Origin of the sequence: Paenibacillus sp. FSL K6-1558 (assembly GCF_038002565.1) — a bacterium.
GTDB classification, from domain to species: Bacteria; Bacillota; Bacilli; order Paenibacillales; family Paenibacillaceae; genus Paenibacillus; species Paenibacillus polysaccharolyticus.
The window spans coordinates 6,326,605-6,352,366 of record NZ_JBBOCV010000001.1; the positions used below are offsets into that span (position 1 = coordinate 6,326,605).

Sequence of the window (25,762 nt, forward strand, 5' to 3'; positions counted from 1 at the left end):
TTTAGACGTTTATTAATGATAAGCATGAACGCTTTGTTTAATGAAAGAACCGCACCTCTCAAGTAGAGGCAGCGGTTCTTTTTTTGACGAGCGATGTAAGGTTTCTTTTTTTGCAGGAAGGGAAACCTACAGGTTAACGAGAGAGTGACTTGTTTTTTCTGTTTTTAATCATGTATAATGATGTCAAGTGACTGGGTGCGGTATTTTTTTGAAATTGAAAGCGACATCGTTTCGTTGGTGTGGCTTTGCGGTGAAAAAGGAAGGAACGGCTAAGAGGGGAAATTCGGATCCAACCTGTTGGTGATGGGGTATAACTTCGAAGAACTTCTTCCAGATATCGTGAATAAAGGTGTTCTTTTGCATTCATCCCTAATTCTTAGGGGTGTGATGTTTGAACTACTTTTCTTAACTTACAATAAATAATAAGGTACGACGTCCAACTACCATAGGAGGTTCAGATTCATTTGTCTAAGAAAAATAATAATAACGAGAAGCTGATGATTTTTGCATTGGGCGGCGTAGGCGAGATTGGTAAAAATATGTATGTTATCCAATACGCGAACGACATTGTAGTCGTAGACGCTGGTCTTAAATTCCCTGAAGAAGATATGCTTGGTATTGATATTGTCATCCCTGACATTTCGTACTTGACTGAGAACCGTGATAAAGTACGCGGCATTATTTTAACTCACGGACACGAGGATCACATCGGCGGTTTGCCATATGTCCTCAAACACTTGAATGTTCCTGTTTACGGAACAAGACTTACACTTGGTCTTGTCGAGAACAAACTGAAAGAAGCTAATTTGCTTGGTGAGACGAAACGTATCCTCATCAACGCAGATTCAGAGCTCGAACTGGGAACAACGCTGAAAGCATCATTCTTTGCTACTAACCATAGTATTCCGGATTCCGTCGGGGTATGTGTAGAAACGCCGGAAGGCGCAGTTGTTCACACGGGAGACTTTAAATTTGATCATACGCCAGTGAATGGTCAGTATGCAGATCTTCAACGAATGGCACAGATCGGAACCAACGGCGTACTTGCGTTGCTGTCTGACAGTACCAATGCGGAGAAACCTGGATTTACTCCATCTGAGAAAAACGTAGGCATTGTGCTGGAAGATATTTTCCGCAAAGCTAGCCAACGTGTCGTTGTCGCAACGTTTGCTTCCAACGTGCACCGTATTCAACAGGTGATCAATGCAGCAGAGGTTACTGGGCGTAAAGTTGCAGTGATCGGACGTAGCATGGTAAATGTGGTGGGGATCGCTTCTGATTTAGGTTATCTGGAAATTCCAGACGGAATGATCATTGAGCCGGAAGAAGTTGGAAAAATGGCTGCAGATCGTGTAGTTATCCTTTGCACAGGTAGCCAAGGTGAGCCAATGTCCGCATTGACACGTATGGCGCGTTCTACGCATCGTAAAGTGGACATCCTTCCTGGAGATACTGTTATCATTGCGGCAACACCAGTACCAGGAAACGAAAAGTATGTAGGCCGTACAATTGACGAACTGTTCCGTTTGGGAGCTAACGTACATTACAGCGGTGCTAACAGTGGCGTTCACGTATCTGGTCACGGAAGTCAGGAAGAATTGAAGCTTATGCTCAACCTGATGAAACCGAAATACTTCCTGCCGATTCACGGTGAATTCCGGATGCAACGTCGTCACGCGGTTCTCGCTGAATCTGTAGGCATCGACCCGGATAATATTTTCATTACGGATATCGGTGAAGTTGTCGAGATTCAAGGTGGAGCTGCACGTAAAGCAGGTAAAGTAACTGCAGGTAACGTGTTGATTGATGGTCTGGGTGTAGGTGATGTTGGTAACATCGTATTGCGTGATCGTAAGTTGCTGTCTCAGGATGGTATTCTGGTTGTCGTGGTAACACTCAGCAAGCAGGATGGTAAAATCGTCTCTGGTCCGGACATTATCTCCCGCGGATTCGTGTATGTACGTGAATCAGAAGGACTGCTCGATGAGGCTAATCGCATTGTAAGCAGTACTTTGCAGAAGCTGATGAGTGAAAATGTAAACGAATGGGCATCACTTAAAACAAATGTTAAAGATGCTTTGGGACGTTTCCTGTATGAGCAAACGCGTCGTAGACCGATGATTTTGCCAATCATTATGGAAGTTTAAAATAAGTTTAATGAAAAACATATAATCAGGCACACAGTCGCCCCTTCTCTACGAGTAATATTGGACGGTTCCTCGTAGAGAAGGGGCTTTTTTGTGTTTTTAAAAGGGAGTATGAGAGGGAAGCAAAAATTTCAAAGACTGATTGATGGAAATGTTTGTTCAGGGAAAGTATAAGGTCGTTGACAGATTCCCCATACTAAGGAAAAGACAACAATTATATTTTTCAGGAGAAGGAGACAGCATTTTATGAATGAGCAGATGAATGACAACAAACGAATGCCAAAATCCAATCAGTCGGAGGCCGAAGCTCCAGATATTCCGGTGCAGGAGGAGAAGCAACTTTCTCCAGTCACAGAATCCATTCAGCAGTTCGGGCAAACACAGTCACCAGCCAGTGAATCTAATATTTTCTGTATGACCATTATCGGTCAGGTAGAGGGACATTTGATTTTACCCCCACAGAACAAAACAACCAAATATGAGCATATTATCCCGCAGCTGGTAGCGGCAGAACAAAATCCGAAGATTGAAGGCATTTTGATTATTCTCAATACGGTAGGTGGCGATGTGGAGGCTGGACTTGCTATTGCTGAGATGATTGCCTCTTTGAGCAAACCAACGGTGACCGTTGTCATTGGAGGAGGGCATAGTATTGGTGTACCTATTGCAGTTGCTTCCACGTACTCGCTTATTGCGGGAAGTGCCACAATGACGATTCACCCGATACGTATGAACGGACTTGTCATAGGTGTACCCCAGACGTTTGAATACATGGAGAAGATGCAGGAACGTGTTGTACGGTTTGTAACTTCGCACTCTAACATTTCCGAAGACATGTTCAAAGAATTGATGTTTAAGACAGGAGAGTTGAATCGGGATATTGGAACAGCGGTAGGAAGTGCGGACGCAGTGAAGTACGGTTTGATGGATGCTGTTGGTGGTATTGGTCAAGCCATTGCACAATTGAACAAGCTTATGGGAGATAAAAGACAGTCGATGCAGGCGGGAGGATACACGCAATGACAATGTATACTGTGATGCCTCCAGAGCAACTATGGTCAGGCATGTGGAGAGAGGCGGGGGATACGAAAGAGATTCGAATGAATGGTTTGTTAATGCAGGTCAGACCGGTAAACGACACCGAGGCTGTTATTGTGCGTTTACTTGACTGCCCACTTGAAGCGTATCTGGACCCGTCCAATCTGCCGGGCGCAACCGTTCCGCTTTCGGGTAACACAAGTCCAACATAACGCGACGAATTCAGACAAATGGTGCAGAAAAAGAACATATGTACGGAATATATTTGTATGGTATAATATTCTTCTGGGGGTGACCTGATTTTGGCCAGAAGAAAAAAGAGGAAAAAAAAGGGTGCCGGATTTAGTGGCGTCTTAAAATATGAAATTTATGGCATTGTGCTAATCACGCTGGCAGTTATAGCACTATCGGGTGAAGCTACAGTGGGACGCTCGCTTTCCAAGATGTTTGGACTGATGCTTGGCAAGTTTTATTTTGCGATTCCGCTTGTGGGCATATATTACGGTTTGATGGTGATGATTCATCGGAAGTGGCCGAGTGGCTGGACTACACGCAAGACTGGTTTGGTACTGCTCGTCTTTGCGTTAACCTTGATGAGCACCATATCCGCCATGCATCAGAAGCTGCTTCCGGTTGACGCACTTGAACCAGGTGCGGTGCTGACCCAGGTACATAATGATATGCAAATTGAACTATTGACACCTGCTGCCTCTGGAGAACGGGATTCCATGCTGGGTAAGGATATTAGCGGCGGGTATCTTGGTGCAGGACAGTTTGCTTTATTTTTGTGGTTATTTGGCAGTCTAGGCGCAAGATTGATCATGATCGTCATGTTTGTGATTAGCTTTATGCTTGTTACGGGATTGTCCTATGTTGATTTGATACGCATATTCCGAACAAAGATTTGGGATGCTGGCAGCTCGATGTACAAAAAGCTGGAATCCAGACCAGCAAAACGTTCCGCTTCCAGTGTTGCGGGGATTAAGAAAAACAACGCACGTAAACTCGCACCTGTACCCGTTGATGATGAGGAAGAGGATGACGAATATGATTCTCCCGATTCCCAAGAAGGACAGCTGCCCAAACGTAAGGCACCGATATTCTTCCAGTTGTTTGGAAAATGGGGGGCGGATCGTCAGCCCGCGAAGCAGGCTGATGAATCATCGGAAACAGATGTGCTTGAATCGGAACAGGTCGTTTATCGTGCTGGGCAGGAGTTGCCAACCGAGGCATGGTCTGGGGAGCCTGAGTCACCTGTGATCAAAGGTTCTGGTGTAGCAGCTGTTGGTGCAACAGCATCAGTAACGCAGACCAAGGCTGATTCGGCACCGATCATTCGTGACTTCTTTGAACATGTCAGATCAGATGGCTCTGACAAAGATGATGATCTGGATGATGCATATCCGTTCCCGGACGATCTGAATCATAACGACAGTACTCTGGATCAGGTAGACAAAGCGGATATTAAATTTACAGATGAACTGGTAGAAGCTGAGTGGACTGATGCGCATGACGCAACAGACAAGCTTCAAGCCGATCTTGAGCAAGAGATAACGGATGGAGCAGACGGACCGAGTGAAACGTTGAACTCAGGAACGGAGCAGGATGGTGTGACAGGAGAGAATGCGCAACCGGTCGTACCGCCACCACCACCGCCGAAGCCATACAAGCTTCCTTCGTTCCGTCTTTTGTCCAAGCCTAATAATAATGGAAAAGGCGCAGACCAGAAGGATTATATGCAGACAGCACGCAAGCTGGAAGCGACGCTAGAAAGTTTCGGTGTACGTGCCAAAGTTCTGGAGGTTGTCCGAGGTCCAGCGGTCACAAGGTATGAAATTCAGCCAGATATCGGGGTCAAGGTTAGCCGGATCGTCAGTCTTACCGATGATATCGCTCTAGCTCTGGCTGCGAAGGATATTCGGATGGAGGCACCAATTCCAGGAAAATCGGCAATTGGCATTGAAGTTCCGAATGGCGAGGTATCCGTTGTGACCATGCGTGAAGTGATGGAAACAGCCACGTTCCAGGATGCTGAATCCAAAGTAACGATCGCATTTGGACGTGATATATCAGGTCAGACGATCATTGGCAACTTGGCCCGTATGCCCCACTTGTTAGTGGCTGGTGCTACCGGATCAGGAAAGTCGGTATGTATCAACGGCATTATTACCAGCATTTTGTATAAAGCAAAGCCGGATGAGGTCAAGTTTCTAATGGTTGACCCCAAAATGGTTGAGTTGAATGTTTATAACGGAATTCCGCATCTGATGGCACCCGTTGTGACCGATCCGAAAAGAGCGTCGCTTGCGCTCAAAAAGATCGTAGTCGAGATGGAGAAAAGGTATGAGTTGTTCTCCAAATCAGGTACACGTAACGTTGAGGGATATAACAATCTGATGAAAGATAATCCGGCGGCGGTACTGCCTTACATTGTGGTTATTGTGGACGAGCTTGCTGATTTGATGATGGTAGCTGCTGGAGATGTAGAGGATGCGATTGCGCGTCTTGCGCAGATGGCTCGTGCAGCCGGCATTCACCTGATCATTGCGACGCAGCGTCCTTCCGTTGATGTTATTACAGGGGTAATCAAAGCCAATATTCCTTCACGGATTGCATTTGGCGTATCCTCACAAGTCGATTCACGGACGATCCTGGATATGGGCGGAGCGGAGAAACTGTTAGGTCGGGGCGATATGCTGTTCATGCCAATGGGTGCTTCCAAGCCAATTCGTGTTCAGGGTGCATTTATGAGCGATGAGGAAGTTGAAAATATTGTGAATTATGTCCGAGGTCAAGGTGAAGCGCAGTATGACGAATCGCTTGTGCCAGAGGTAGATGACTCCAATCAAGCAACGGAAGAAGTACAGGATGAGCTATACGAACAGGCTGTACAGATCATTCTGGAAGCGAAGCAGGCTTCGGTGTCACTCTTACAACGTCGAATGCGGGTAGGTTATACGCGTGCAGCGCGTTTGATTGACTCGATGGAAGCCAGAGGTGTGATTGGGCCATATGAAGGCAGCAAACCGCGCGAAGTCCTTGTTTCGCTGGAACAGTATCAACAGAACAAAATAAGCTCATAGCGAAGCATTAGAAAACCTTCAACCGTTATGGTTGAAGGTTTTTTGCTGTTTCACAGCTTTTGAGGTTTTGCCATTTGATCCAGAGTTCGGATCGATTGGTGCATAGGAAACAACACTGCTTGTCATAATAACGGTAGCGATTCTGTTAAATCCCACAAGAGAAAGGTAGAGCATAGTCGATGCGAAAAATGAACCTATGGCTTTTCACTGCTATTTTGCTGATAACCGCGCTTGGAATCCGTTATTTGCTTCCTGAGCATACAGCACCTCAAAGTGCTGCTCAGAACAACCCTCCAGTAGAGGAAAAAGCAGTGCCGACCTTCAGTAACAATACCGTGAAATATGGCAGTTACGGTCAGGATGTCTACGAGCTTCAGGGACGATTGAAGTATCTCGGTTTTTACAATGGCAAAATCGATAGTAATTTCGGCAGTAGCACGCTAAAATCAGTGAAATGGTTTCAATCTGAATTTGGCATGAAGGCAGATGGCGTGGTTGGAGCCAAAACGAAGCTAAAGCTGTATAACGCCAGCACCAAATGGTCCCCTACCGAGCCTCCTTTGCACAAAGAAGGAGCATCTGGCGGAGACACAGGCGGAGGTGGAGAACCTTCAAGTAATGAGAAGGACAATATGGGTTCTGCCAATGCGCTCGGACTCTCCGAGAACGAGCTTAAAATTATGGCGAATGCCGTATATGGCGAAGCGCGAGGAGAACCGTTTGAAGGTCAGGTAGCCGTAGCCGCTGTTATTCTGAATCGCGTAAACTCAACAAGTTTTCCATCTACGCCTTCCGGGGTCATCTTTCAACCGGGAGCCTTTACAGCCGTAGCAGATGGACAGATTTATCTGGAGCCCAATGCACAGGCGAAAAAAGCTGTAGAACAGGCATTGAACGGGTGGGACCCTTCCGGTGGATGTTTGTATTATTTTAACCCGAAGACAGCCACATCCAAATGGATATGGACTCGTCCGCAGGTGAAAACGATTGGGCAGCATATATTCTGCATGTAATCGGGCGGGAAGCAACCAGAAGGCATGACTTCGGTTGCTTCTTGGCTTTTGGATAGTTTAAAATGGTGGTTACGTTTAAGCTTGAGGAAATGGTTATCTAAATGACGCCGTAAAGGGGTTTTGACATTTGAATACCGTAGCATTTGAACGAGGTAGCCGTAAACAGCTACGTATCCATGTGCTTCCAACCAAACGTTTCAAGACGTTCGCTATCTCACTGTATGCTGGAGTTCCGCTACGCGAGGACACCGTTACTCCCGTGGCACTGACACCGTTTGTTTTAAGAAGAGGGACGGAGTCGTATCCGGAAACAACGCAGTTTCGAGAGCAATTGGAGCACTTGTATGGAGCAGGATTTGGTTTTGACGTCTATAAACGCGGTGATTATCAGATTGTGCAGTTTCGTATGGACACCATTAATGATTCGTTTGTCGGAGGTGGGGAGCAGCAACTTCTGGATCGTTCGTTTGCGTTTCTTGGAGAAGTGTTGACCAAGCCCGCGAGGGAAAATGGACACTTCAAAACGTCGTATGTACAGGCAGAACGCGAGACGGTTCGTAAAAAGCTGGAGTCGATTGTGAACGATAAAATGCGTTATGCAGCTGAACGGTGTATCGAAGAAATGTGCAAGCATGAACCTTACCGGCTTCATCCCTTGGGTGAACGAAAAGCACTGCCAGCAATTGAACCTCCTGAATTAACAGCTACTTATGAAAACTGGCTAAAAGAAGCCAGTATGGACTTGTATGTGGTCGGGGATACAACTCTGGAAGAAGTGGAGGAACTGGTAGAGCGTCATTTTAACCTTGAACGCAAGACTTCCTCTGACTATCAGGCTCAGAAGGCGGTGCGTGGGGATGAGGAGCCAAATACGGTCATTGAACGGCTGAACATTGGGCAGGGCAAGCTGAACCTGGGGCTTCGCACTTCCATTACCTATGCAGACGATAAATACGCATCAGCGCTAATGTATAACGGTATTCTGGGTGGATACCCGCATTCGAAGCTGTTTGTCAATGTTCGTGAAAAAGAAAGCCTCGCCTATTATGCTTCTTCCAGATACGACGGGCACAAAGGCATTGCTACTGTTCAATCCGGGATTGAAATTCCCAATTATGAAAAAGCAGTGACCATCATCAAGCAGCAACTTGAGGAAATGAAACTTGGCCATATCACCGATCTGGAGATGTCCCAGACGAAAGCGATGATCCGTAATCTGTTAAAAGAAATGCAGGATGCTGCTTTTGAGATGATCGCTTACGATTTTAACCGTCAGTTGTCTGGTAAGGAGAGAACATCTGAAGAGCTACTTGCACAAATCGAGCAGATTACCAAGCAGGATGTTCGTGAGGCCGCAGAGCAGTTCCGTCTGGATACGATTTATTTCTTGCGGGACGAGAAGGAGGAATAGTCGTGGAGAGCATTCGGTATGAACATTTGCAGGAGACATTATATTACGAAGTAATGGCGAGTGGACTGCATGTCTATGTTTTGCCTAAACCGGGTTTTCAGAAAACATATGCCACCTTTGCGACCAAATACGGGTCAGTGGACAATCACTTTCAGGTGGAAGGGCAAGCCGAGGTAAAGGTGCCCGACGGTATTGCTCATTTTCTGGAACACAAAATGTTTGAGGAGCCAACGGGTGATATTTTTGCAACATTTGCTTCTCACGGTGCTTCTGCGAACGCTTTCACAAGTTTTGATCAGACCGTTTATTTGTTTTCGGCAACCGAAAATATGAACGAAAATATACAAACATTAGTTGATTTTGTGCAAAATCCGTACTTTACTGATCAGAACGTCAATAAGGAAAAAGGCATCATCGAACAAGAAATTAATATGTATGCCGATAATCCGGACTGGCGTGTTTATTTCGGGTTGATTGAAGCAATGTATCAAAAACATCCGGTGCATATTGATATTGCGGGCACGGTCCAATCCATTAACACGATCACCAAAGAAACGTTGTATACGTGTTATAACACATTTTATCACCCAAGTAACATGCTCTTGTTTGTTGTCGGCGGTGTTGATCCTGAGCAGGTCATTAGCATGGTTCGTTCCAATCAGGAGCAGAAAAATTTCGAGCCGCAGGGCCCGATTCACCGCTTCTTTGAATCAGAGCCTGAGCAGGTGGGGGAGGCCAGACGAGAGGTCAAATTATCCGTTTCCCTGCCGAAATGTTTGTTTGGATTCAAAGAAACGGATGTTGGACTTACAGGAGAGCCACTTTTGCGCCGGGACACGACCACGCAGCTGATGATGGATCTGTTGTTTGGTTCCAGCACACGTCTGTTTCAGAAGCTTTATGATGAAGATCTGATCTCGGATAGTTTTGGACATGACTATATCAGTTCACCACAATATGCCTTCTCTGCAGTCGGTGGGGATACGAAAGACCCGGATCAATTGTTGAAACGGATACGCCAAGAAGTCGAAGCGATTATGCAAAAAGGATTCGATGCTTCCGATTTTGAACGTGCGCGCAAAAAGAAAATTGGTGGTTATTTGCGCATGCTCAATTCACCAGAAAACATTGCGAATGAATTCACACGGCAGCATTTCCGTGGCGGTGACTTTTTCAATATGATTTCATTGTATGAAACGATTACACTTCAAGATGTGAATCAAAGATTGAAAGAGCATATTCGTTGGGATCAGCTCGCTGTATCACTCGTTGTTAGTCCTTAACCATGGAGAGGGAATAGGACAGCGATCGAAGGGTTCACTAGATTGAGAGTGAAAGTTATGGGGGGAACACATTGTGAAAGCTATAGGGGAAATGACTGTACTGGTTACCGGGGCAAGCGGAGGCATAGGAGCCGCAATTGCAGAGCGGTTTGCCAGTGTAGGTATGAATGTTGTATTGCACTACATGAAATCGCATGAAGCAGCCAATGAAGCGGCAAGACGTTGTATGGAGCGGGGAAATGGACGTATCATGACGGTTTCAGCTGATCTTCGCAGCAGGGAACAGATTCAGCGTATGCGGGAAAAATTGGCTGCTCACGAGTTGTTGCCGGATATTCTTGTGAACAACGCTGGTATATCTCACTATGGTTTGCTAGCGGATGTGACAGAGGAAATATGGGATGAAGTGATGGCAATTAATTTGAAAGGTACTTTTCTATGTACACAAGAGATGATGCCACATATGATCTCCCAAAGATACGGTAGAATTATTAATGTGTCGTCCATCTGGGGGCTATCTGGTGCATCTTGTGAGGTGTTGTATTCCACAACCAAGGGCGGGGTAAATGCCTTCACGAAGGCACTTGCGAAAGAGCTTGCTCCCTCCGGCGTTACGGTGAATGCCGTTGCTCCAGGGGCTGTTCAGACCACGATGTTAGACCACCTGGATCAGAGTGAGTTGAAGATGTTGGAAGAGGAGATTCCTGCGGGGCGACTGGCGCAGCCGGACGAAATTTCGTCACTGGTTTATTTTCTCGCGCTACCTGAGTCGGGATATATCAATGGACAGATTATCAGTCCGAATGGGGGCTGGCTGACTTAATGCCGTGTTCAAGTTGCAAGTCAGTGGATTGTGAACTTACAGCTTGATTTTAATTTTAAATGCTCGTATATAAAATGTCCCGAAAGCACATATTACAACTGTTGATTTTAAATCTCATGCGTCAGCCAAGGAGGATTTATCATGTCAACAGACAAAACAGTGGTTTCTAACTTCGACACATGGAAGAAGTTCCTGGGTGATCGCGTACTGCAAGCTGAGAGGATGGGGATGAGTGAAGAAACCATCAACAAACTGGCATACGAGATCGGCGACTTTCTGGATGAGAAAGTTGACCCGGCGAACCATTCCAACCGAGCATTGAAGGAACTATGGGATGTCGGCGATGCGGATGAGCGTCGTACGATTGCGTGCCTGATGGTCAAATTGGCCAAACAAAACGCATAAGGCTAGAGATGAAGAGCTCCCGCAAGGGGGCTTTTCTCTAATGATTACAAACGGATTACAGAGCTGTTCTTGTAATTCATTTTCATTTTATATATCATTAACGTGACCCATTTTTAGAAGATGACCCGAAATAGCGTCCAATGGACACGTTCGGATGTTGTCGAATAATGTGGAATAATGCATTACGGGGTGTATACATGGAAACTAAACAATGGTATATGGAATATAAAATACATAAGAACAGACCTGGTCTTTTGGGGGATATCGCCTCCATGCTAGGGATGCTTGAAGTCAATATATTGACCATCAACGGTGTTGAAGGCAAAACACGGGGCATGTTGCTCGAGTCAGATGATGACGAAAAGATTCGTCTACTGGGAGAGATGCTTGGTAAAGTCAACAGCATTACGGTATCTGCATTGCGTCAACCTAAATTGGTGGATATTCTGGCTGTACGTCACGGTAGGTACATTGACCGGGATTCAGATGATCGCAAAACATTTCGTTTTACTCGGGACGAACTTGGGTTATTAGTTGATTTTTTGGGTGAAGTATTTAAAAGAGAAGGCAATCAAGTTATCGGCTTGCGGGGTATGCCGCGAGTTGGTAAAACAGAGTCAATCATCGCAGGCAGTGTATGTGCCATGAAGCGTTGGACTTTTGTATCTTCTACCCTTCTTCGCCAAACGATACGTAGCCAGATGTCAGAAGATGAGTTAAACCCGAATAATGTATTTATTATCGATGGGATTGTCAGTACGATTCGCTCCAGTGAGCGGCACTATAATCTTTTGCAGGATATCATGTCGATGCCTAGTACGAAAGTGATTGAGCATCCGGATATTTTTGTGCAGGAATCCGAATATGATTATAATGATTTTGATATTATTATTGAATTGCGTAATAATCCTAACGAAGAAATTATTTATGATACGTTTACGGCAAGCTATACCGACGAACTGTAAAGCTCCGTACGGAATCATGGAATAGATCAGCAACAACTGAAGAGTTAAACATAAGGAGGAGATGGCATGTCTGAACTGGGTCAGCAGTTAAGAGAGGCCCGGCTGCAAAAAGGGATGAGTCTCGACGATGTACAGGAAATGACGAAAATTCGCAAGAGGTATTTGGAGGCTATAGAAGCAGGGGACTATAAAGTGTTACCCGGCAGCTTCTATGTGCGTGCATTTATAAAAACCTATGCGGAAACGGTGGGGCTTAATGCCGATGAGCTGCTGGAAGGACACAAAAAGGACGTACCTGCGGAAACGGCGGAAGCAACGATGGAGCCGGTAATCCAGAAGCGCTCCAGCCGACCGGCGGAGCGGAGCAACCGCTGGATGTCTGTTGCTCTGATGTGGACTTTCCCTATTCTGATTATCGTGCTCTTGTATCTGTATATGGCAAACAACAAGGGCGATGACACCAATCCACAAGGGCTGGATGATACAAAGATTACGGACAGTCAAAAACCTGCTAATGACAAACCTGATCAACCATCCGATAACGGGCAAACTGCAACTCCGCCTGCAACCGATTCGGGATCGAATGATGCCGGTAAAGGTGATGCTGGCGGAAACGGCGGCGGTAATGAAACGAATGGTCAGACCGACGGAGAAAATAAAGGTCAAACCGATGGACAAACTGACGGACAAACGGATGGCCAAACAGGTGAGACCCCAGAGGGAACACCACCAACCACACCTGGTTCTGTTACTGTTTCTGAAGATGGAAAATCAGGCAATATTACAAACTTCAAAGTTAGCGGAAGCACGGGTCAGCCTGTAACCGTGACGATCAAGGCGACAGGTCATAGTTGGCTTGAAGTGTATAAAGGTGAGAATTCAAGCGGTGAGAAACTCGAGTATGGCAATACTGCTGACGGTGACACGTTCACATTTACATTGGACAGCGCTGGCATGTACATTAAATCCGGTTATGCGGCGGCAACAACAATTGATGTTGGCGGTCAAGTCGTAACGGACGGCAAAGCAACCAACCGCATTCGTCTTAAACTGGATACAGATAGCGCGGCTACTTCCACGGGAACTGAAGGCATGACAGGCACAACGACCAGTGGTTCCTCGGAAGGCGGAAGCTCCAGCAGCGAATAACCTGGCTAACTGCAGGGGACAATAATCTTGTCTTCAATTGCAGTTAACTTATGGTGAAGTGAGGTGGAAGGCCGTGACAGTCAGCTGGATCGTAACCGGTTTAGGGATCATTGTCAGCCTCCTGGGTTATTACCTGACTCCAAATGCCTGGGGTTACGGAATATTGGGCTTTGGACTTGCGCATATCGTGCTCGGTGTGCTCGATATGTTCAGACAGCCTAACCGTAGCCGGTATTAAGGTAGCTCGACCAGCAAGCATTTTTGGTGACCGAATGGTACTCCAAAAATGCTTTTTTCTATGAGTAAACATGACTAAAATTAGACTTTTGCTTGAAGTTTACTCTATAATGTTACAGAACATATGATTAATTGAAAGGGTGACTTGGTTTGAGTTCAGAAAATTCATTTGATATTGTGTCCAAAATGGACTTGCAAGAATTGACCAATGCCGTTACGCAAACGGAAAAAGAAATTGGTGCTCGTTATGATTTCAAGGGCAGTAAAAGTAGCTTGAAACTGGATAAGGATGCTCTTACGATTGTGTCTGATGATGAGACCAAATTAAAAGCGGTTATTGAAGTTTTACAATCCAAAATGGCAAAGCGTGGGCTTCCGCTGAAAAATATGGATTACGGGAAAGTGGAGCCAGCTTCTTCCGGTACAGTTCGCCAGCGTTTGAATTTCAAGCAGGGCATTGATCAAGATGTGGCTAAAAAAATCAATATCCTCATCCGTGATTCCAAACTGAAGGTGAAGAGTCAGATTCAGGGAGACCAGCTTCGGGTGACAGGTAAGAGCAAAAATGATCTGCAAGCCGTTATGCAACTTCTTAATGGAGCTAACTTGCCACTGGATCTGCAATATACTAATTTTAAATAAAATTCTTGTACAGAAATGTCTTTTTGACACTGTATTGGTACGTATATTATACTGAATGTGCATTGCTGGCAGTCATGCATCAAGTCCAGTCTTCATCGTTAGCTGACTTTGTGAAAAGCAGTACACTTCTGGAAGTCACCGGAGCGTTTAAAAGCAGTTTTGCGTTTGAGCGGTAGACTTTATTTTTTGCGTTTCTACATAGGCTTTTATGTAAATATAAGTCGACGTTTCAATCGTTCATTTTTTGCTTCAGATGATGAATACGGAATGTAAGATGATTGTTTGAAGTAATGGAGGATACAAAGGGAGGGCGTCTTGTGAATTTACCCAACCGGATTACGCTTGCACGAATTTGCTTAATCCCTTTTTTGATGGTGTTTCTGCTCGTGGATTTTCCGTTTTATCCAGAGCCGTTACATCTCGGGAGCTTTACGCTTCCGTATAATCAGTTAATTGCTGCTTTTATTTTTATCGTTGCTGCAAGCACGGATGGAATAGACGGCTATCTTGCAAGGAAAAACAATATGGTCACCAATCTGGGCAAACTGCTTGATCCTCTGGCAGACAAGCTTCTGGTTACCGCTGTTTTGATTTCATTGGTTCAAATGGGTAAGCTGGATTCATGGATTGCAGTCGTTATTATCAGCCGTGAATTTGCCGTGACCGGCCTACGTCAGATCGCCTTGTTGGACGGTTCGGTTGTAGCTGCGAGTGCTTGGGGTAAACTGAAAACAGTAGTACAGATTGTAGCCATTGTTTTGCTACTGCTGAACAATTTCCCCTTCTCATACACGGGTATTCATGTCGATGAAATTGCGGTATATGTAGCGGCTCTGATCACCATCTGGTCTGGAATTGACTACTTTATCAAAAACAAAAACTTGCTTCATTTATCAAAAGCGTAATGACTTAAGCTGAATCGGGTAATGATGAAAGACTCATTGGGTCAAAGGGCAATAGGAACTCATCCTATTGCCCTTTGACTACTCCACATATGTACAGGAGGAAGCCAAAATGAAGGCAGAGATTATTGCAGTTGGGACAGAGTTACTACTGGGACAGATCGTAAATACCAATGCCAGATACCTTTCCCGTGAACTTGCTGCAATGGGGATTGACGTATATTTTCAAACGGTAGTTGGAGATAATCAGAATCGGCTTAGTGAAGCGATACGCATCGCGCAGGGCCGTGCAGACATTATTTTATTTTCTGGAGGCATCGGTCCAACGCAGGATGATTTGACTAAAGACGCATTGGCTGCAGTGTTGAATCGGAAGTTGCATATTGACCGTATGGCTATGGATAAAATTGAAGGTTTCTTCCGCGATCGGAATGTGGAAATGACGGAAAATAATCGGCGCCAAGCCATTGTGCTTGAGGGTGGAACCCCTCTGGCGAATGAAACCGGACTTGCTGCCGGAAACGCGATTGCGGATAACGATAAATATTATGTTGTTATGCCTGGGCCACCTAAAGAACTGATTCCAATGTTCGAGCAGGAAGTCAAACCTTGGTTGCTTCAGCATGCTCTTACAGAAGAAATGCCGATTTATTCGCGAATGTTGAAATTCGCAGGCATTGGAGAATCTGCTCTGGAGGACCGTTTGCTTGACTTGATTGACGGACAGACAGACCCTACGATTGCTCCTTACGCGAGTGAGGGAGAAGTAACCGTACGTGTGTCTACCAAGGCTCCGAGCGAAGGAGAAGCCAAGCTAAAGCTGGATGCGATGGAAGTGCAGATTCGTGAGCGTTTATCTGAACATCTCTACGCTAACGAGGATGTGCCTATAGAGTACACGATTGTTACAATGATGTCTGATATGGGGCTGACTCTGAGCGCGGCTGAAAGTTGCACAGGAGGGCTTGTGATGCAGAGTTTAACTTCGGTGCCTGGAAGTGCCTCGATGTTAAAAGGTGGCATTGTATGTTACTCTAATGAGATCAAAGAAAAGCTGTTAAATGTGCCTCACAGTTACCTGGAGGGTGAAGATGCACCAGGTGCCGTTAGCCCAGAGGTGGCAAAAGTGCTTGCAGAGCAGATCCGTATGATCGGGGATGCTGATTTTGGATTGTCGATTACCGGAGTAGCCGGTCCGGGATATTCGGAACGTAAACCACCAGGCCTCGTGTTTATCGCTTTGGCTGAGCGTGGGAAGGATACGGAGATTCATGAACTCCGGATAAACGGTAACCGGGAAACGGTTCGCATTCGCTCGGCAAAGGCCATTCTGTATCGGTTATGGCAAAAGTTAGTCGCTATTGATTGATGATTACGCAGGCAGATTGCATTTGCATAATTGAGGAAGTATAATGATTGTAGACGGAAGAACCGTAAAATGTGGCTTTACAGCCTTGTTTACGGTTCTTTTTCTGTTTTTTCATCGATTTCCATGAGGAAGAGGCGCCTCGGCCTGAACAAAAAAACGAATGTATGTTCGAAAAAAAGCTTGGCAAACGAGTTAAAACAAGGTATCATTATATTATAAACAGTAAAGGGTGTGAGTTTATTGTCAGACCGTCGTGCCGCGCTTGATATGGCGCTCCGTCAAATAGAGAAGCAATTTGGTAAAGGTTCCATCATGAAATTGGGTGAGTCAACTCACATGAATGTGGAAATTATTCCCAGCGGATCTTTGGCTTTGGATATTGCATTAGGAACAGGCGGCTTGCCGAAAGGCCGTATTGTTGAAATATATGGACCTGAATCTTCAGGTAAAACAACTGTGGCATTGCATGCCATTGCTGAAGTCCAACGTGTAGGTGGACAAGCTGCGTTTATCGATGCTGAGCATGCGCTTGATCCGAATTATGCAAGCAAACTGGGCGTTAACATTGATGAATTGCTCTTGTCACAACCGGATACAGGTGAGCAAGGATTGGAAATCGCCGAGGCTCTTGTACGAAGTGGTGCAGTAGACATCATTGTTATTGACTCGGTAGCAGCGCTTGTACCAAAAGCGGAGATTGAAGGAGAGATGGGAGATTCTCACGTTGGTCTGCAGGCTCGTTTGATGTCTCAGGCACTCCGTAAATTGTCCGGTGCAATCAGTAAATCTAAAACGATTGCCATCTTCATCAACCAGCTTCGTGAGAAAGTTGGTGTTATGTTTGGTAACCCGGAAACGACACCAGGTGGCCGTGCATTAAAGTTCTATTCCACGGTTCGTCTAGATGTACGCCGTATTGAGAGTATCAAATCGGGAAATGACATTACAGGTAACCGTACCCGTATTAAAGTTGTTAAAAACAAAGTGGCACCTCCGTTCAAACAAGCGGAAGTTGACATTATGTATGGTGAAGGTATTTCCAAAGAGGGAAGTATCATCGATATCGGTACAGAGCTGGATATCGTCAACAAAAGCGGTGCTTGGTATTCGTATGAAGGTGAACGTTTAGGGCAAGGCCGTGAGAACGCAAAGCAGTTTATGAAAGAACATAAAGAAATTGCTGATGTGATTGAGCAGAAAATTCGTGAAGCCAGCAATTTGACAACGGCTGTTCCCGCTCCAACGAGTGAAGAGCAAGAAAAAGAAGCGGCTGAAGAACAGGAATTATTCGAAATTAATGAGTAATTTCTTCTGTGCGGGAAGGCTTTGATCTTCTGTCACAGTATGAACTTTGTATTGAGCGACTGCTAATGCTTATGAAGCTAAATAGGATTGGTTCTCGCCAGCTAACAGCCTCTGTCCATTCCGGACAGAGGCTGTTAGCATCTATGCCATATGTGACCTGAATGAAAATCAAATAAGAGGATTAGCTGAGGAAGTCTTTTTTTTACCCTAAAACACAAACAAGGGAGCGTGAGGATCACAGTGAAACGTCGCCAATATCAGCAGGAATATGATGCACATGATGATGACGAAGAGTTGCAAGAAGAAGCAGAACTAAACGCCGTCTCCCAATTTCCAGACGATGAAGAACTTATCATCACCAGAGTAGAGCGGACGAAGAGTCGTGAAGCACGCTACCGGATTTTATTTGGTCACTATTCGCTTACGGTTCTGGAAGATGTGATGATTAAGTACAGGATGACACGTGGCAACATTTTTAAGAAGAAAGATCTGGAGGAAATTATCGTTGCGGATGAACGCCAGAGGACGTACGTGCAGTCACTGCGTTTTTTGGAGTTTAAGCAGCGGACACGTCATGAATTGCGGCAAAAGCTAAAGCAAAAGGAGTTCGCGGCACCGATTATTGAAGAGGTCCTCGATCGGCTTGAGCAAGAAAAGCTTGTCGATGATGACCTGTTTGCCAAGGAATGGACAAGACAGCGTATGGAGGGGCAGCGGAAGGGAAAACTGTGGATAAGGCAAGAATTGCGTCAAAAAGGAATTACAAATGAACTTATTGCGGAGGTACTGGATGATGTTAGTGCAGATGCAGAATTCGACACGGCATTAACAGCTGGCCGTAAGAAGTGGAAACAAGTTCGAGGAGACGTGCAGGAGAAGAAACGTAAAACGTTCCCGTACTTGATGCGACGCGGTTTTAGCATGGATCTGGTGCGCCGAGTCATGAATCGTTTAATGGAAGAGGATGGGGCAGAAGATGCCAAAGAGGATGAAGCATTGTTATGGGACTAGACGAGGAGACTAACAATACTGCATTCTCTTGACAATTTCTTTCGTCAAATACTAAAATGGACATGAGTCTGTAAGAAATGGACAACCCTTTTTCCTTCCAAAAAAGCGGTTTCGGTTTCTTCAGATTTAGTCCATTCCTGATTATGGGTTCACTGGAAACAGTGGATAGTACATGTAATCATGTACATGTGAAATGAAAATCGGCGGGGGATCGCCGTGAGTATTCGTTATTCCCAAACATATGTAAGGCATGAAAACAGAAAAGTTGACCCAAGGAGTGCCTTGGAGGAACCAACGAGGAGGTGAACAGTATGGATATTGCTATCACGATCATTCTCGTTGTGGCCGCGCTCGTTATTGGGTTCGGAGTCGGATATTTTATTCGCAAATCTCTTGCAGAGGCTAAAATCTCTAGTGCGGAACAAGCTGCCGTACAAATCGTGGAGAACGCGAAAAAAGAGGCAGAGGCACTGAAGAAAGAAACGGTGCTGGAAGCGAAGGATGAGATTCATCGCATTCGCGCCGAAGCTGAAAAGGACACTCGTGAACGTCGGAACGAAATTCAACGACAAGAGAGACGATTGTTGCAAAAAGAAGAGTCGCTGGATAAAAAATTGGAATCACTCGAACGTAAAGAAGAGCAAGTGGCTAACAAAGAGAAACGTATCGATGAAACACAGCAACAGATCGAAATGATCTACAAAAACCAGGTGACGGAGCTTGAACGAATCTCCAATCTCACGATGGAAGACGCACGCAGTATCATACTGTCCAACGTAGAACAGGAAGTTCGTCATGAGACGGCTCAAATGATCAAGGACATTGAACAGCAAGCGAAGGAAGAAGCGGACAAAAAGTCCCGCGAGATCATTACACTCGCCATCCAACGTTGTGCGGCTGACCATGTAGCGGAGACAACGGTATCCGTTGTAACGCTGCCTAATGAAGAAATGAAAGGCCGGATTATCGGTCGTGAAGGACGTAACATCCGTGCGCTTGAAACCCTTACCGGGATTGACCTCATTATCGATGATACGCCAGAAGCTGTTATTCTGTCGGGCTTTGACCCGATTCGCCGTGAGATTGCCCGGACGGCACTGGAAAAACTGGTGGCGGATGGACGGATTCACCCGGCACGTATTGAAGAAATGGTGGAGAAATCACGTAAAGAAGTGGATGAGCGTATCCGTGAATACGGTGAACAAGCTACCTTTGAAGTGGGCGTGCATGGTCTGCACCCAGATCTCATCAAAATTCTGGGCCGCCTGAAGTTCCGCACAAGTTACGGTCAGAACGTCCTGAAACATTCGATGGAAGTTGCTTATTTGGCAGGACTAATGGCTGGAGAACTTGGAGAAGACGTAACTTTGGCAAGACGTGCAGGTTTGTTGCACGACATCGGTAAAGCGCTGGATCACGAAGTGGAAGGATCACACGTTGAAATTGGCGTGGAGCTGGCGAAGAAATACAAGGAACACCCAGTGGTTATCAACAGTATCGCTTCCCATCACGGGGACTGCGAAGCAACTTCAGTTATTGCGATGCTGGTGGGTGCAGCTGATGCGCTGTCCGCAGCTCGTCCAGGTGCACGCCGCGAAACATTGGAGACATACATCAAACGACTAGAGAAGCTGGAAGAAATCTCGGAATCTTTCGAAGGTGTCGAGAAATCGTACGCCATCCAGGCTGGACGCGAAGTTCGTGTCATGGTGCAGCCTGAGAAGATCGATGATGCTGAAGCTTTCCGCCTCGCTCGTGACATCACGAAGATGATCGAGAATGAACTTGATTATCCAGGTCATATCAAAGTCACCGTGATCCGGGAAACCCGGGCGGTTGAATACGCAAAATAGAGTATTTTGGAAAAGTGGCCGCTTCAGTGGGCCACTTTTCCTGTTGATAAGCCATGTAGGAATTGAGGAGGCAACAAATCATGAAAGTTTTGTTTATTGGGGACATTGTAGGAAACGTAGGGCGTAAAGCGCTTAAGGAGAACTTACCATACCTGAAATCGAAATATAAACCCCATGTAATCATTGTCAATGGTGAGAATGCTGCAGCAGGACGCGGCATTACAGGTGCAATTGCCAATGAATTTTTTAACTGGGGCGTGCATGGCATTACGCTTGGCAACCATACTTGGGACAATAAGGATATTTTTGATTTTATAGATGATGAACCACGTATGATCAGACCAGCCAACTTTCCACCAGGTACACCTGGACGTGGGTATACCGTAGTTAAGGGGGAAGGGAAAGAACTTGCGATCGTGAACCTGCAGGGCAGAACCTTCTTGCCTGCGATTGATTGCCCGTTTCGCGCAGCGGATGAGATTGTGGACGAGCTACGGAGAGACTATAAATGTATTCTTGTGGATATGCACGCGGAAGCAACATCTGAGAAGATTGCGATGGGCTGGCATCTCGATGGACGCGCATCCTTCGTTGTAGGTACGCATACCCATGTGCAAAGCAACGACGAACGTATTTTGCCTGGAGGTACGGCATATTTGACAGATGCGGGTATGGTAGGACCGCGTGACGGCATTCTGGGCATGGAGCGTGATGCGGTACTACGTAAATTTTACACCCAGCTTCCAGTGAGATTTGTCGTAGATGACGGCAAATGGCATTTTCATGGCGTGATCGTGGATATTGACGAAGAAACCGGTGCGGCTACGCGGATTGAGAAAATACGTTTAATGGAAGATGAGTGGCGCATGGAATAGGGGCATTGTCCCATTTTGCCGGGAAACCCTGCTAAAAAGAAGGAATTTTTTTTCCTCCCGCGAATAACATCTAGTAAGTGGAAACAAACTTTCAACATTCCCAGGGAGGTACTTACCATGGATGTATTAAAAGTTTCAGCAAAGTCCAATCCTAACTCTGTAGCCGGCGCTCTTGCAGGAGTTCTTCGTGAACGTGGAAATGCTGAACTGCAGGCAATTGGAGCAGGAGCACTGAACCAAGCCATTAAAGCGGTAGCGATTGCCCGGGGATTTGTAGCACCAAGCGGAGTTGACCTGATTTGTATTCCAGCTTTTACAGACATTGTGATTGACGGTGAGGACCGAACGGCCATTAAGCTGATTGTGGAGCCCAGATAATACATGAGTTGAAGGTACGCATGAGCCTGTTTACGAATAAAGTAGACAGGTTTTTTTGCGTTATTTTACAAAAGAATCGAGGGAAAATGGGTAATTATACGTTATGGGGAGGATAGGCTATGTCGAGAACAGGCCAGCGTATCGCTGATTTTCATTGTGATGCATTAAGCAAACTGCTGATGAAACCTGAACTTTCTTTTGAGAAGGCTTCCGAACTGGATGTCAACCTGGAACGCATGCAAGAAGGTGGTGTTCAGCTGCAGGCATTTGCGATTTATTTACCCGAAGTGCTGGGCAGAGGCAAGTTTGAACATGTGATGGGACAGCTGGAGTTGTACCGTAAAAAGGTAGAGCATAGCGCACAGCGCTCTGGAGGGGTCAAGACACTGCTTTGGCGTGAACAGGTAGCAAACTTGCGAACAAAAGTGGAAACCGCTCCATGGGGCCTAATCACATTGGAGGGTGTCGATGGGCTAGAAGGAAACTTGTTTTATCTGGAATTGTGTTTTCAGATGGGGGTACGCGTCGTTGGTCTTACATGGAATCATGCGAATTGGGCTGCGGACGGCATTATGGAAAAGCGGGGGGCGGGTCTGACAGAGAAAGGCAAGGAACTGGTGCGTCTCTGTAATCAGATGGGGATGCTCTTGGATGTGTCTCATTTATCCGAAAAGGGGTTCTGGGAACTGGCCGATCTGAGCGAACGTCCTTTCATAGCCTCGCATTCTAACAGCTATAACGTATGTCCGCATATACGTAACTTGAAGGATGACCAGATTCAGGCCATAGTTGCGAGAGATGGACGTGTTGGCCTGACGTTTGTACCCTGGTTTGTCAAAGAAGCGGATGAAGTGCGAATAGAGGACTTGCTACCACACATCGAACAGATCTGTTCGCTAGGCGGGGCTCATCATCTGATGATGGGATCGGATTTTGACGGGATCTCAACCAAAATTCAGGATTTGGAGCATGCTGGATGTTATCCAAAGCTGACAGAAATACTGTTGAAGCATTATGACGAAGCACTAGTGCATGGTTGGTTATGGGGGAATGCAATACGTTATCTCGGGGAACACTTGCCAGAGGATGGACTGATGGATGCAAGTAAAAGAAAGAGGATGTAATAAATCTCACTTTTTTCAAAATAAGTGTCTCGAAATGGAAATGAATTAGCGAAAATAAGTGTATTTCATGAATTTTCATCAGTTTGTTTTCATTTCACAGTAAAAAGGAGTATAATACCACTTGGATTGTTAAGAGCCTGTCTACAGGCCATAGATAAACAAGGAGTGAATTTACGATGAGTAAAACAGTACCTGTGGGCGTATCCGCCCGTCACATTCATGTATCCCAAGAGCACGTTGACATTTTGTTCGGCAAAGGTTATGAACTGACTGAATTTAAACCTCTGTCCCAGCCCGGACAATACGCTGCCAATGAAACCGTAGCGGTCATTGGTTCCAAAGGACAGTTTGATAAAGTGCGTATCCTCGGACCTGTTCGTCCAGAAACACAATTGGAAATCTCCATGACGGATTCTTTTGCGATCGGTGTAAAAGCACCTGTGCGTGAATCTGGTAGCATCGAAGGTACACCTGGAATCACAATCAAAGGTCCAGCTGGCGAAGTAACGATTGACAAAGGTGTTATCGTTGCGGCTCGTCACATCCACTTCCATACGTCCGATGCAGCAAAATGGGGCATTGAGGACAAACAAATGTTGAAAGTTCGCTTGGGTGGGGATCGTGGTCTGGTACTTGAAAATGTACTGGCTCGTGTATCCGATTCCTTTGCACTGGATATGCACATCGATACAGATGAAGCAAATGCAGCAGGCGCTCGCAATGGCGACACTGCTGAAATCATTGACTAATGACTTTACACGGTCTATAGCGTTGAAGTACAACGTAGAGGCCGGATATAAGTAAAAATGACCTGAGTACACTGGCAGAGGCGGTTCATCTTGAACTGTGCGTCAATGTGCTCAGGTTTTTTTGTGCAAGGCAGATCAGGACGGTAGAATGGAGTGAGCAGGACCGTGTTTGCTTGTGGAACTACAGCCCAATTCATGTTATAATTTGCTGTAATGCTCTTTTGAAGCATGAGGAACCAAATGGTTGAATTTTGTGATGAAAAGAACGCTTTTTATGAATAGAGGCTGTAAGGAGTGACCGAAGGAAATGGCTAAAGACTCAAAAAAGGATTACTCCCAATATTTTGATTTCTCCGATGCCAAAGTAATTTCGCAAGATGAATTCAGCAAAAAGATTAGAATTCGCGGACGCGAGATTAATATCAAAGCGGAACCGAACCATCGCCAGGAGAAACAAAGGGGCAAGGAAGACATTCAGGTACTGTATGAGACGGCTGTTCCCGAAGAGTTGAAAACGATCGGAAAGGGCAAGCATTATATCGTATACACCTATGGATGTCAGATGAATGAACACGACTCCGAGACGATCAAAGGTTTGCTGGAGACGATGGGGTATCAAGCTACGGAAGATCGCAAAGCAGCGGATATTATTTTGCTTAACACGTGTGCGATTCGTGAAAATGCAGAAGACAAAGTATTTGGTGAACTGGGCCATCTGAAAACACTGAAGCTGGAGAACCCAGGTTTATTGCTTGGGGTATGCGGGTGTATGTCTCAAGAAGAAGGTGTCGTTAACCGGATCATGCAGAAGCATGGTTTTGTTGACATGATCTTTGGTACCCACAATGTACACCGTCTGCCGCACCTGATTCAGGAAGCGCTCTTTAGCAAAGAGATGGTTGTGGAAGTGTGGTCCAAGGAAGGCGACATCATTGAGAACCTGCCGAAGAAACGAGAAGGCATGCGCGGCTGGGTAAACATTATGTATGGTTGCGACAAGTTCTGTACATATTGCATCGTGCCGTTTACCAGGGGGAAAGAACGTAGTCGTCGTCCAGAGGACGTTATTGCAGAAGTACGAGAACTGGCTAGACAGGGATTCAAGGAAATTACACTGCTAGGTCAGAATGTGAATGCGTACGGTAAGGATTTTACGGACCTGAAATACACCTTTGGTGACTTAATGGACGATATTCGTAAAATAGATATTCCACGTGTGCGTTTTACAACGAGCCATCCGCGTGACTTTGATGATCACTTGATCGAGGTGCTTGCCAAAGGTGGTAATCTGGTGGAGCACATCCACTTACCGGTGCAATCAGGCAGCACGGAAGTACTCAAACGTATGAGTCGTAAATATACGCGGGAACACTATTTGAATCTGGCGGCGAAGATCAAAACGGCCATTCCAGACGTCGTTCTGACGACGGATTTCATTGTCGGATTCCCTGGTGAAACGGACGAGCAGTTTGAGGATACACTTTCTCTGGTTCGTGAAGTTGGTTATGATTTTGCCTATACGTACATCTACTCTCCACGCGAAGGTACACCTGCAGCAGTGATGGAAGATAATGTGCCGATGGAAGTGAAAAAAGAACGTCTGAAACGCCTGAACGAAACGGTAAATGAGTACAGCCAGCGTAGCAACGAGCAGCAACGTGGCAAGATTGTTGAGGTGCTTGTCGAAGGCGAGAGCAAACGTAATTCAACTGTTCTGGCTGGACGAACACGCAGTAACAAGCTGGTGCATTTTGAAGGCTCTAAGGAGCTGATTGGTACTTTTGTACAAGTGGAAATTACCGATCCGATGACGTTTTATATTCGCGGCAACTTGCTTACCGAGCCGGTAGCTGCGAATCAATAGCGGAGGGGTAGGAATCGATTCTGTAGAAGCGAAACGTTCGCCTTTATCGCCGGATTTTCCCCTTGGAGAAGGGGATCGAAAAAAATCGGAGATAACAGCGATCGAAAGAACGATCCGAACCCGAAGCGGCCACCCA

The 25,762-nt window shown here is 45.8% G+C and carries 23 protein-coding genes; all 23 read left to right on the plus strand.

The genetic code is table 11. The annotated features are described in order from the left end of the window. Positions 1–497: 497 nt before the first annotated feature. The 23 genes from MHI38_RS27545 (at position 498) to miaB (ending at position 25,626) form a co-directional block, all read left to right on the plus strand. Positions 498–2,147: a ribonuclease J gene (locus MHI38_RS27545; protein ID WP_373323207.1), complete on the plus strand. Its 1,650-nt coding sequence runs from the start codon at positions 498–500 to the stop codon at positions 2,145–2,147. A gap of 246 nt (positions 2,148–2,393) precedes the next feature. Further along, positions 2,394–3,170, plus strand: coding sequence for a ClpP family protease (locus MHI38_RS27550; RefSeq protein ID WP_418792739.1), 777 nt, complete (start codon positions 2,394–2,396; stop codon positions 3,168–3,170). Further along, positions 3,167–3,397, plus strand: a complete 231-nt coding sequence (locus tag MHI38_RS27555) for a YlzJ-like family protein (protein ID WP_154886340.1) — start codon at positions 3,167–3,169, stop codon at positions 3,395–3,397. The genes MHI38_RS27550 and MHI38_RS27555 overlap by 4 nt, the downstream gene beginning before the upstream one ends. A 90-nt stretch (positions 3,398–3,487) precedes the next feature. Beyond that, complete coding sequence (locus MHI38_RS27560) at positions 3,488–6,268, plus strand: DNA translocase FtsK (RefSeq protein ID WP_154886339.1); 2,781 nt, start codon at positions 3,488–3,490, stop codon at positions 6,266–6,268. Positions 6,269–6,447: 179 nt separating this feature from the next. Further along, positions 6,448–7,281 (plus strand): spore cortex-lytic enzyme, encoded by an 834-nt coding sequence (sleB, locus tag MHI38_RS27565; protein ID WP_090923817.1) that lies wholly within the window; start codon positions 6,448–6,450, stop codon positions 7,279–7,281. A gap of 127 nt (positions 7,282–7,408) precedes the next feature. After that, complete coding sequence (gene yfmF, locus MHI38_RS27570) at positions 7,409–8,692, plus strand: EF-P 5-aminopentanol modification-associated protein YfmF (protein ID WP_154886338.1); 1,284 nt, start codon at positions 7,409–7,411, stop codon at positions 8,690–8,692. A 2-nt stretch (positions 8,693–8,694) separates the two neighbouring features. After that, entirely contained in the window at positions 8,695–9,975 is a 1,281-nt protein-coding gene (gene yfmH / locus MHI38_RS27575; RefSeq protein WP_090923815.1) for an EF-P 5-aminopentanol modification-associated protein YfmH, read from the plus strand. Between the two features lie 91 nt (positions 9,976–10,066). Beyond that, positions 10,067–10,798 carry an elongation factor P 5-aminopentanone reductase gene (ymfI, locus tag MHI38_RS27580; RefSeq protein ID WP_090923945.1) on the plus strand — a complete coding sequence of 244 codons (732 nt, stop codon included), beginning with the start codon at positions 10,067–10,069 and terminating at the stop codon, positions 10,796–10,798. 141 nt (positions 10,799–10,939) lie between these two features. After that, on the plus strand, positions 10,940–11,203 hold the full coding sequence (locus MHI38_RS27585; protein WP_090923814.1) for a DUF3243 domain-containing protein: 264 nt from the start codon (positions 10,940–10,942) through the stop codon (positions 11,201–11,203). 197 nt (positions 11,204–11,400) lie between these two features. Next, a complete protein-coding gene (locus MHI38_RS27590) occupies positions 11,401–12,168 on the plus strand; it encodes a DUF3388 domain-containing protein (RefSeq protein WP_090923944.1) in 768 nt (255 codons plus the stop codon). A gap of 66 nt (positions 12,169–12,234) precedes the next feature. Next, positions 12,235–13,317 carry a helix-turn-helix domain-containing protein gene (locus MHI38_RS27595; protein WP_154886337.1) on the plus strand — a complete coding sequence of 361 codons (1,083 nt, stop codon included), beginning with the start codon at positions 12,235–12,237 and terminating at the stop codon, positions 13,315–13,317. Positions 13,318–13,390: 73 nt separating this feature from the next. Next, a complete protein-coding gene (locus tag MHI38_RS27600; protein ID WP_167375816.1) occupies positions 13,391–13,555 on the plus strand; it encodes a hypothetical protein in 165 nt (54 codons plus the stop codon). Between the two features lie 149 nt (positions 13,556–13,704). Beyond that, positions 13,705–14,196, plus strand: a complete 492-nt coding sequence (locus MHI38_RS27605) for a YajQ family cyclic di-GMP-binding protein (RefSeq protein ID WP_090923812.1) — start codon at positions 13,705–13,707, stop codon at positions 14,194–14,196. Between the two features lie 317 nt (positions 14,197–14,513). Beyond that, a complete protein-coding gene (gene pgsA, locus MHI38_RS27610) occupies positions 14,514–15,101 on the plus strand; it encodes a CDP-diacylglycerol--glycerol-3-phosphate 3-phosphatidyltransferase (protein WP_090923811.1) in 588 nt (195 codons plus the stop codon). A 109-nt stretch (positions 15,102–15,210) separates the two neighbouring features. Beyond that, positions 15,211–16,467: a competence/damage-inducible protein A gene (locus MHI38_RS27615; protein WP_154886336.1), complete on the plus strand. Its 1,257-nt coding sequence runs from the start codon at positions 15,211–15,213 to the stop codon at positions 16,465–16,467. A 240-nt stretch (positions 16,468–16,707) separates the two neighbouring features. Further along, entirely contained in the window at positions 16,708–17,772 is a 1,065-nt protein-coding gene (gene recA, locus MHI38_RS27620) for a recombinase RecA (protein WP_090923809.1), read from the plus strand. A 240-nt stretch (positions 17,773–18,012) separates the two neighbouring features. After that, complete coding sequence (locus tag MHI38_RS27625; RefSeq protein ID WP_445667221.1) at positions 18,013–18,783, plus strand: regulatory protein RecX; 771 nt, start codon at positions 18,013–18,015, stop codon at positions 18,781–18,783. 311 nt (positions 18,784–19,094) lie between these two features. Continuing rightward, complete coding sequence (gene rny, locus MHI38_RS27630; RefSeq protein WP_090923808.1) at positions 19,095–20,636, plus strand: ribonuclease Y; 1,542 nt, start codon at positions 19,095–19,097, stop codon at positions 20,634–20,636. A gap of 80 nt (positions 20,637–20,716) precedes the next feature. Then, positions 20,717–21,511: a TIGR00282 family metallophosphoesterase gene (locus tag MHI38_RS27635; RefSeq protein WP_090923807.1), complete on the plus strand. Its 795-nt coding sequence runs from the start codon at positions 20,717–20,719 to the stop codon at positions 21,509–21,511. Positions 21,512–21,628: 117 nt separating this feature from the next. Beyond that, positions 21,629–21,889, plus strand: a complete 261-nt coding sequence (locus tag MHI38_RS27640; protein ID WP_007430104.1) for a stage V sporulation protein S — start codon at positions 21,629–21,631, stop codon at positions 21,887–21,889. Between the two features lie 119 nt (positions 21,890–22,008). Then, the gene (locus MHI38_RS27645; protein WP_154886334.1) at positions 22,009–23,013 is read left to right on the plus strand and encodes a membrane dipeptidase; all 1,005 of its coding nucleotides are present in this window, start codon (positions 22,009–22,011) and stop codon (positions 23,011–23,013) included. A gap of 176 nt (positions 23,014–23,189) precedes the next feature. Then, on the plus strand, positions 23,190–23,762 hold the full coding sequence (gene pduL / locus MHI38_RS27650) for a phosphate propanoyltransferase (protein WP_090923805.1): 573 nt from the start codon (positions 23,190–23,192) through the stop codon (positions 23,760–23,762). 307 nt (positions 23,763–24,069) lie between these two features. After that, positions 24,070–25,626 (plus strand): tRNA (N6-isopentenyl adenosine(37)-C2)-methylthiotransferase MiaB, encoded by a 1,557-nt coding sequence (gene miaB / locus MHI38_RS27655; RefSeq protein WP_090923804.1) that lies wholly within the window; start codon positions 24,070–24,072, stop codon positions 25,624–25,626. The last annotated feature ends 136 nt before the right edge of the window (positions 25,627–25,762 follow it).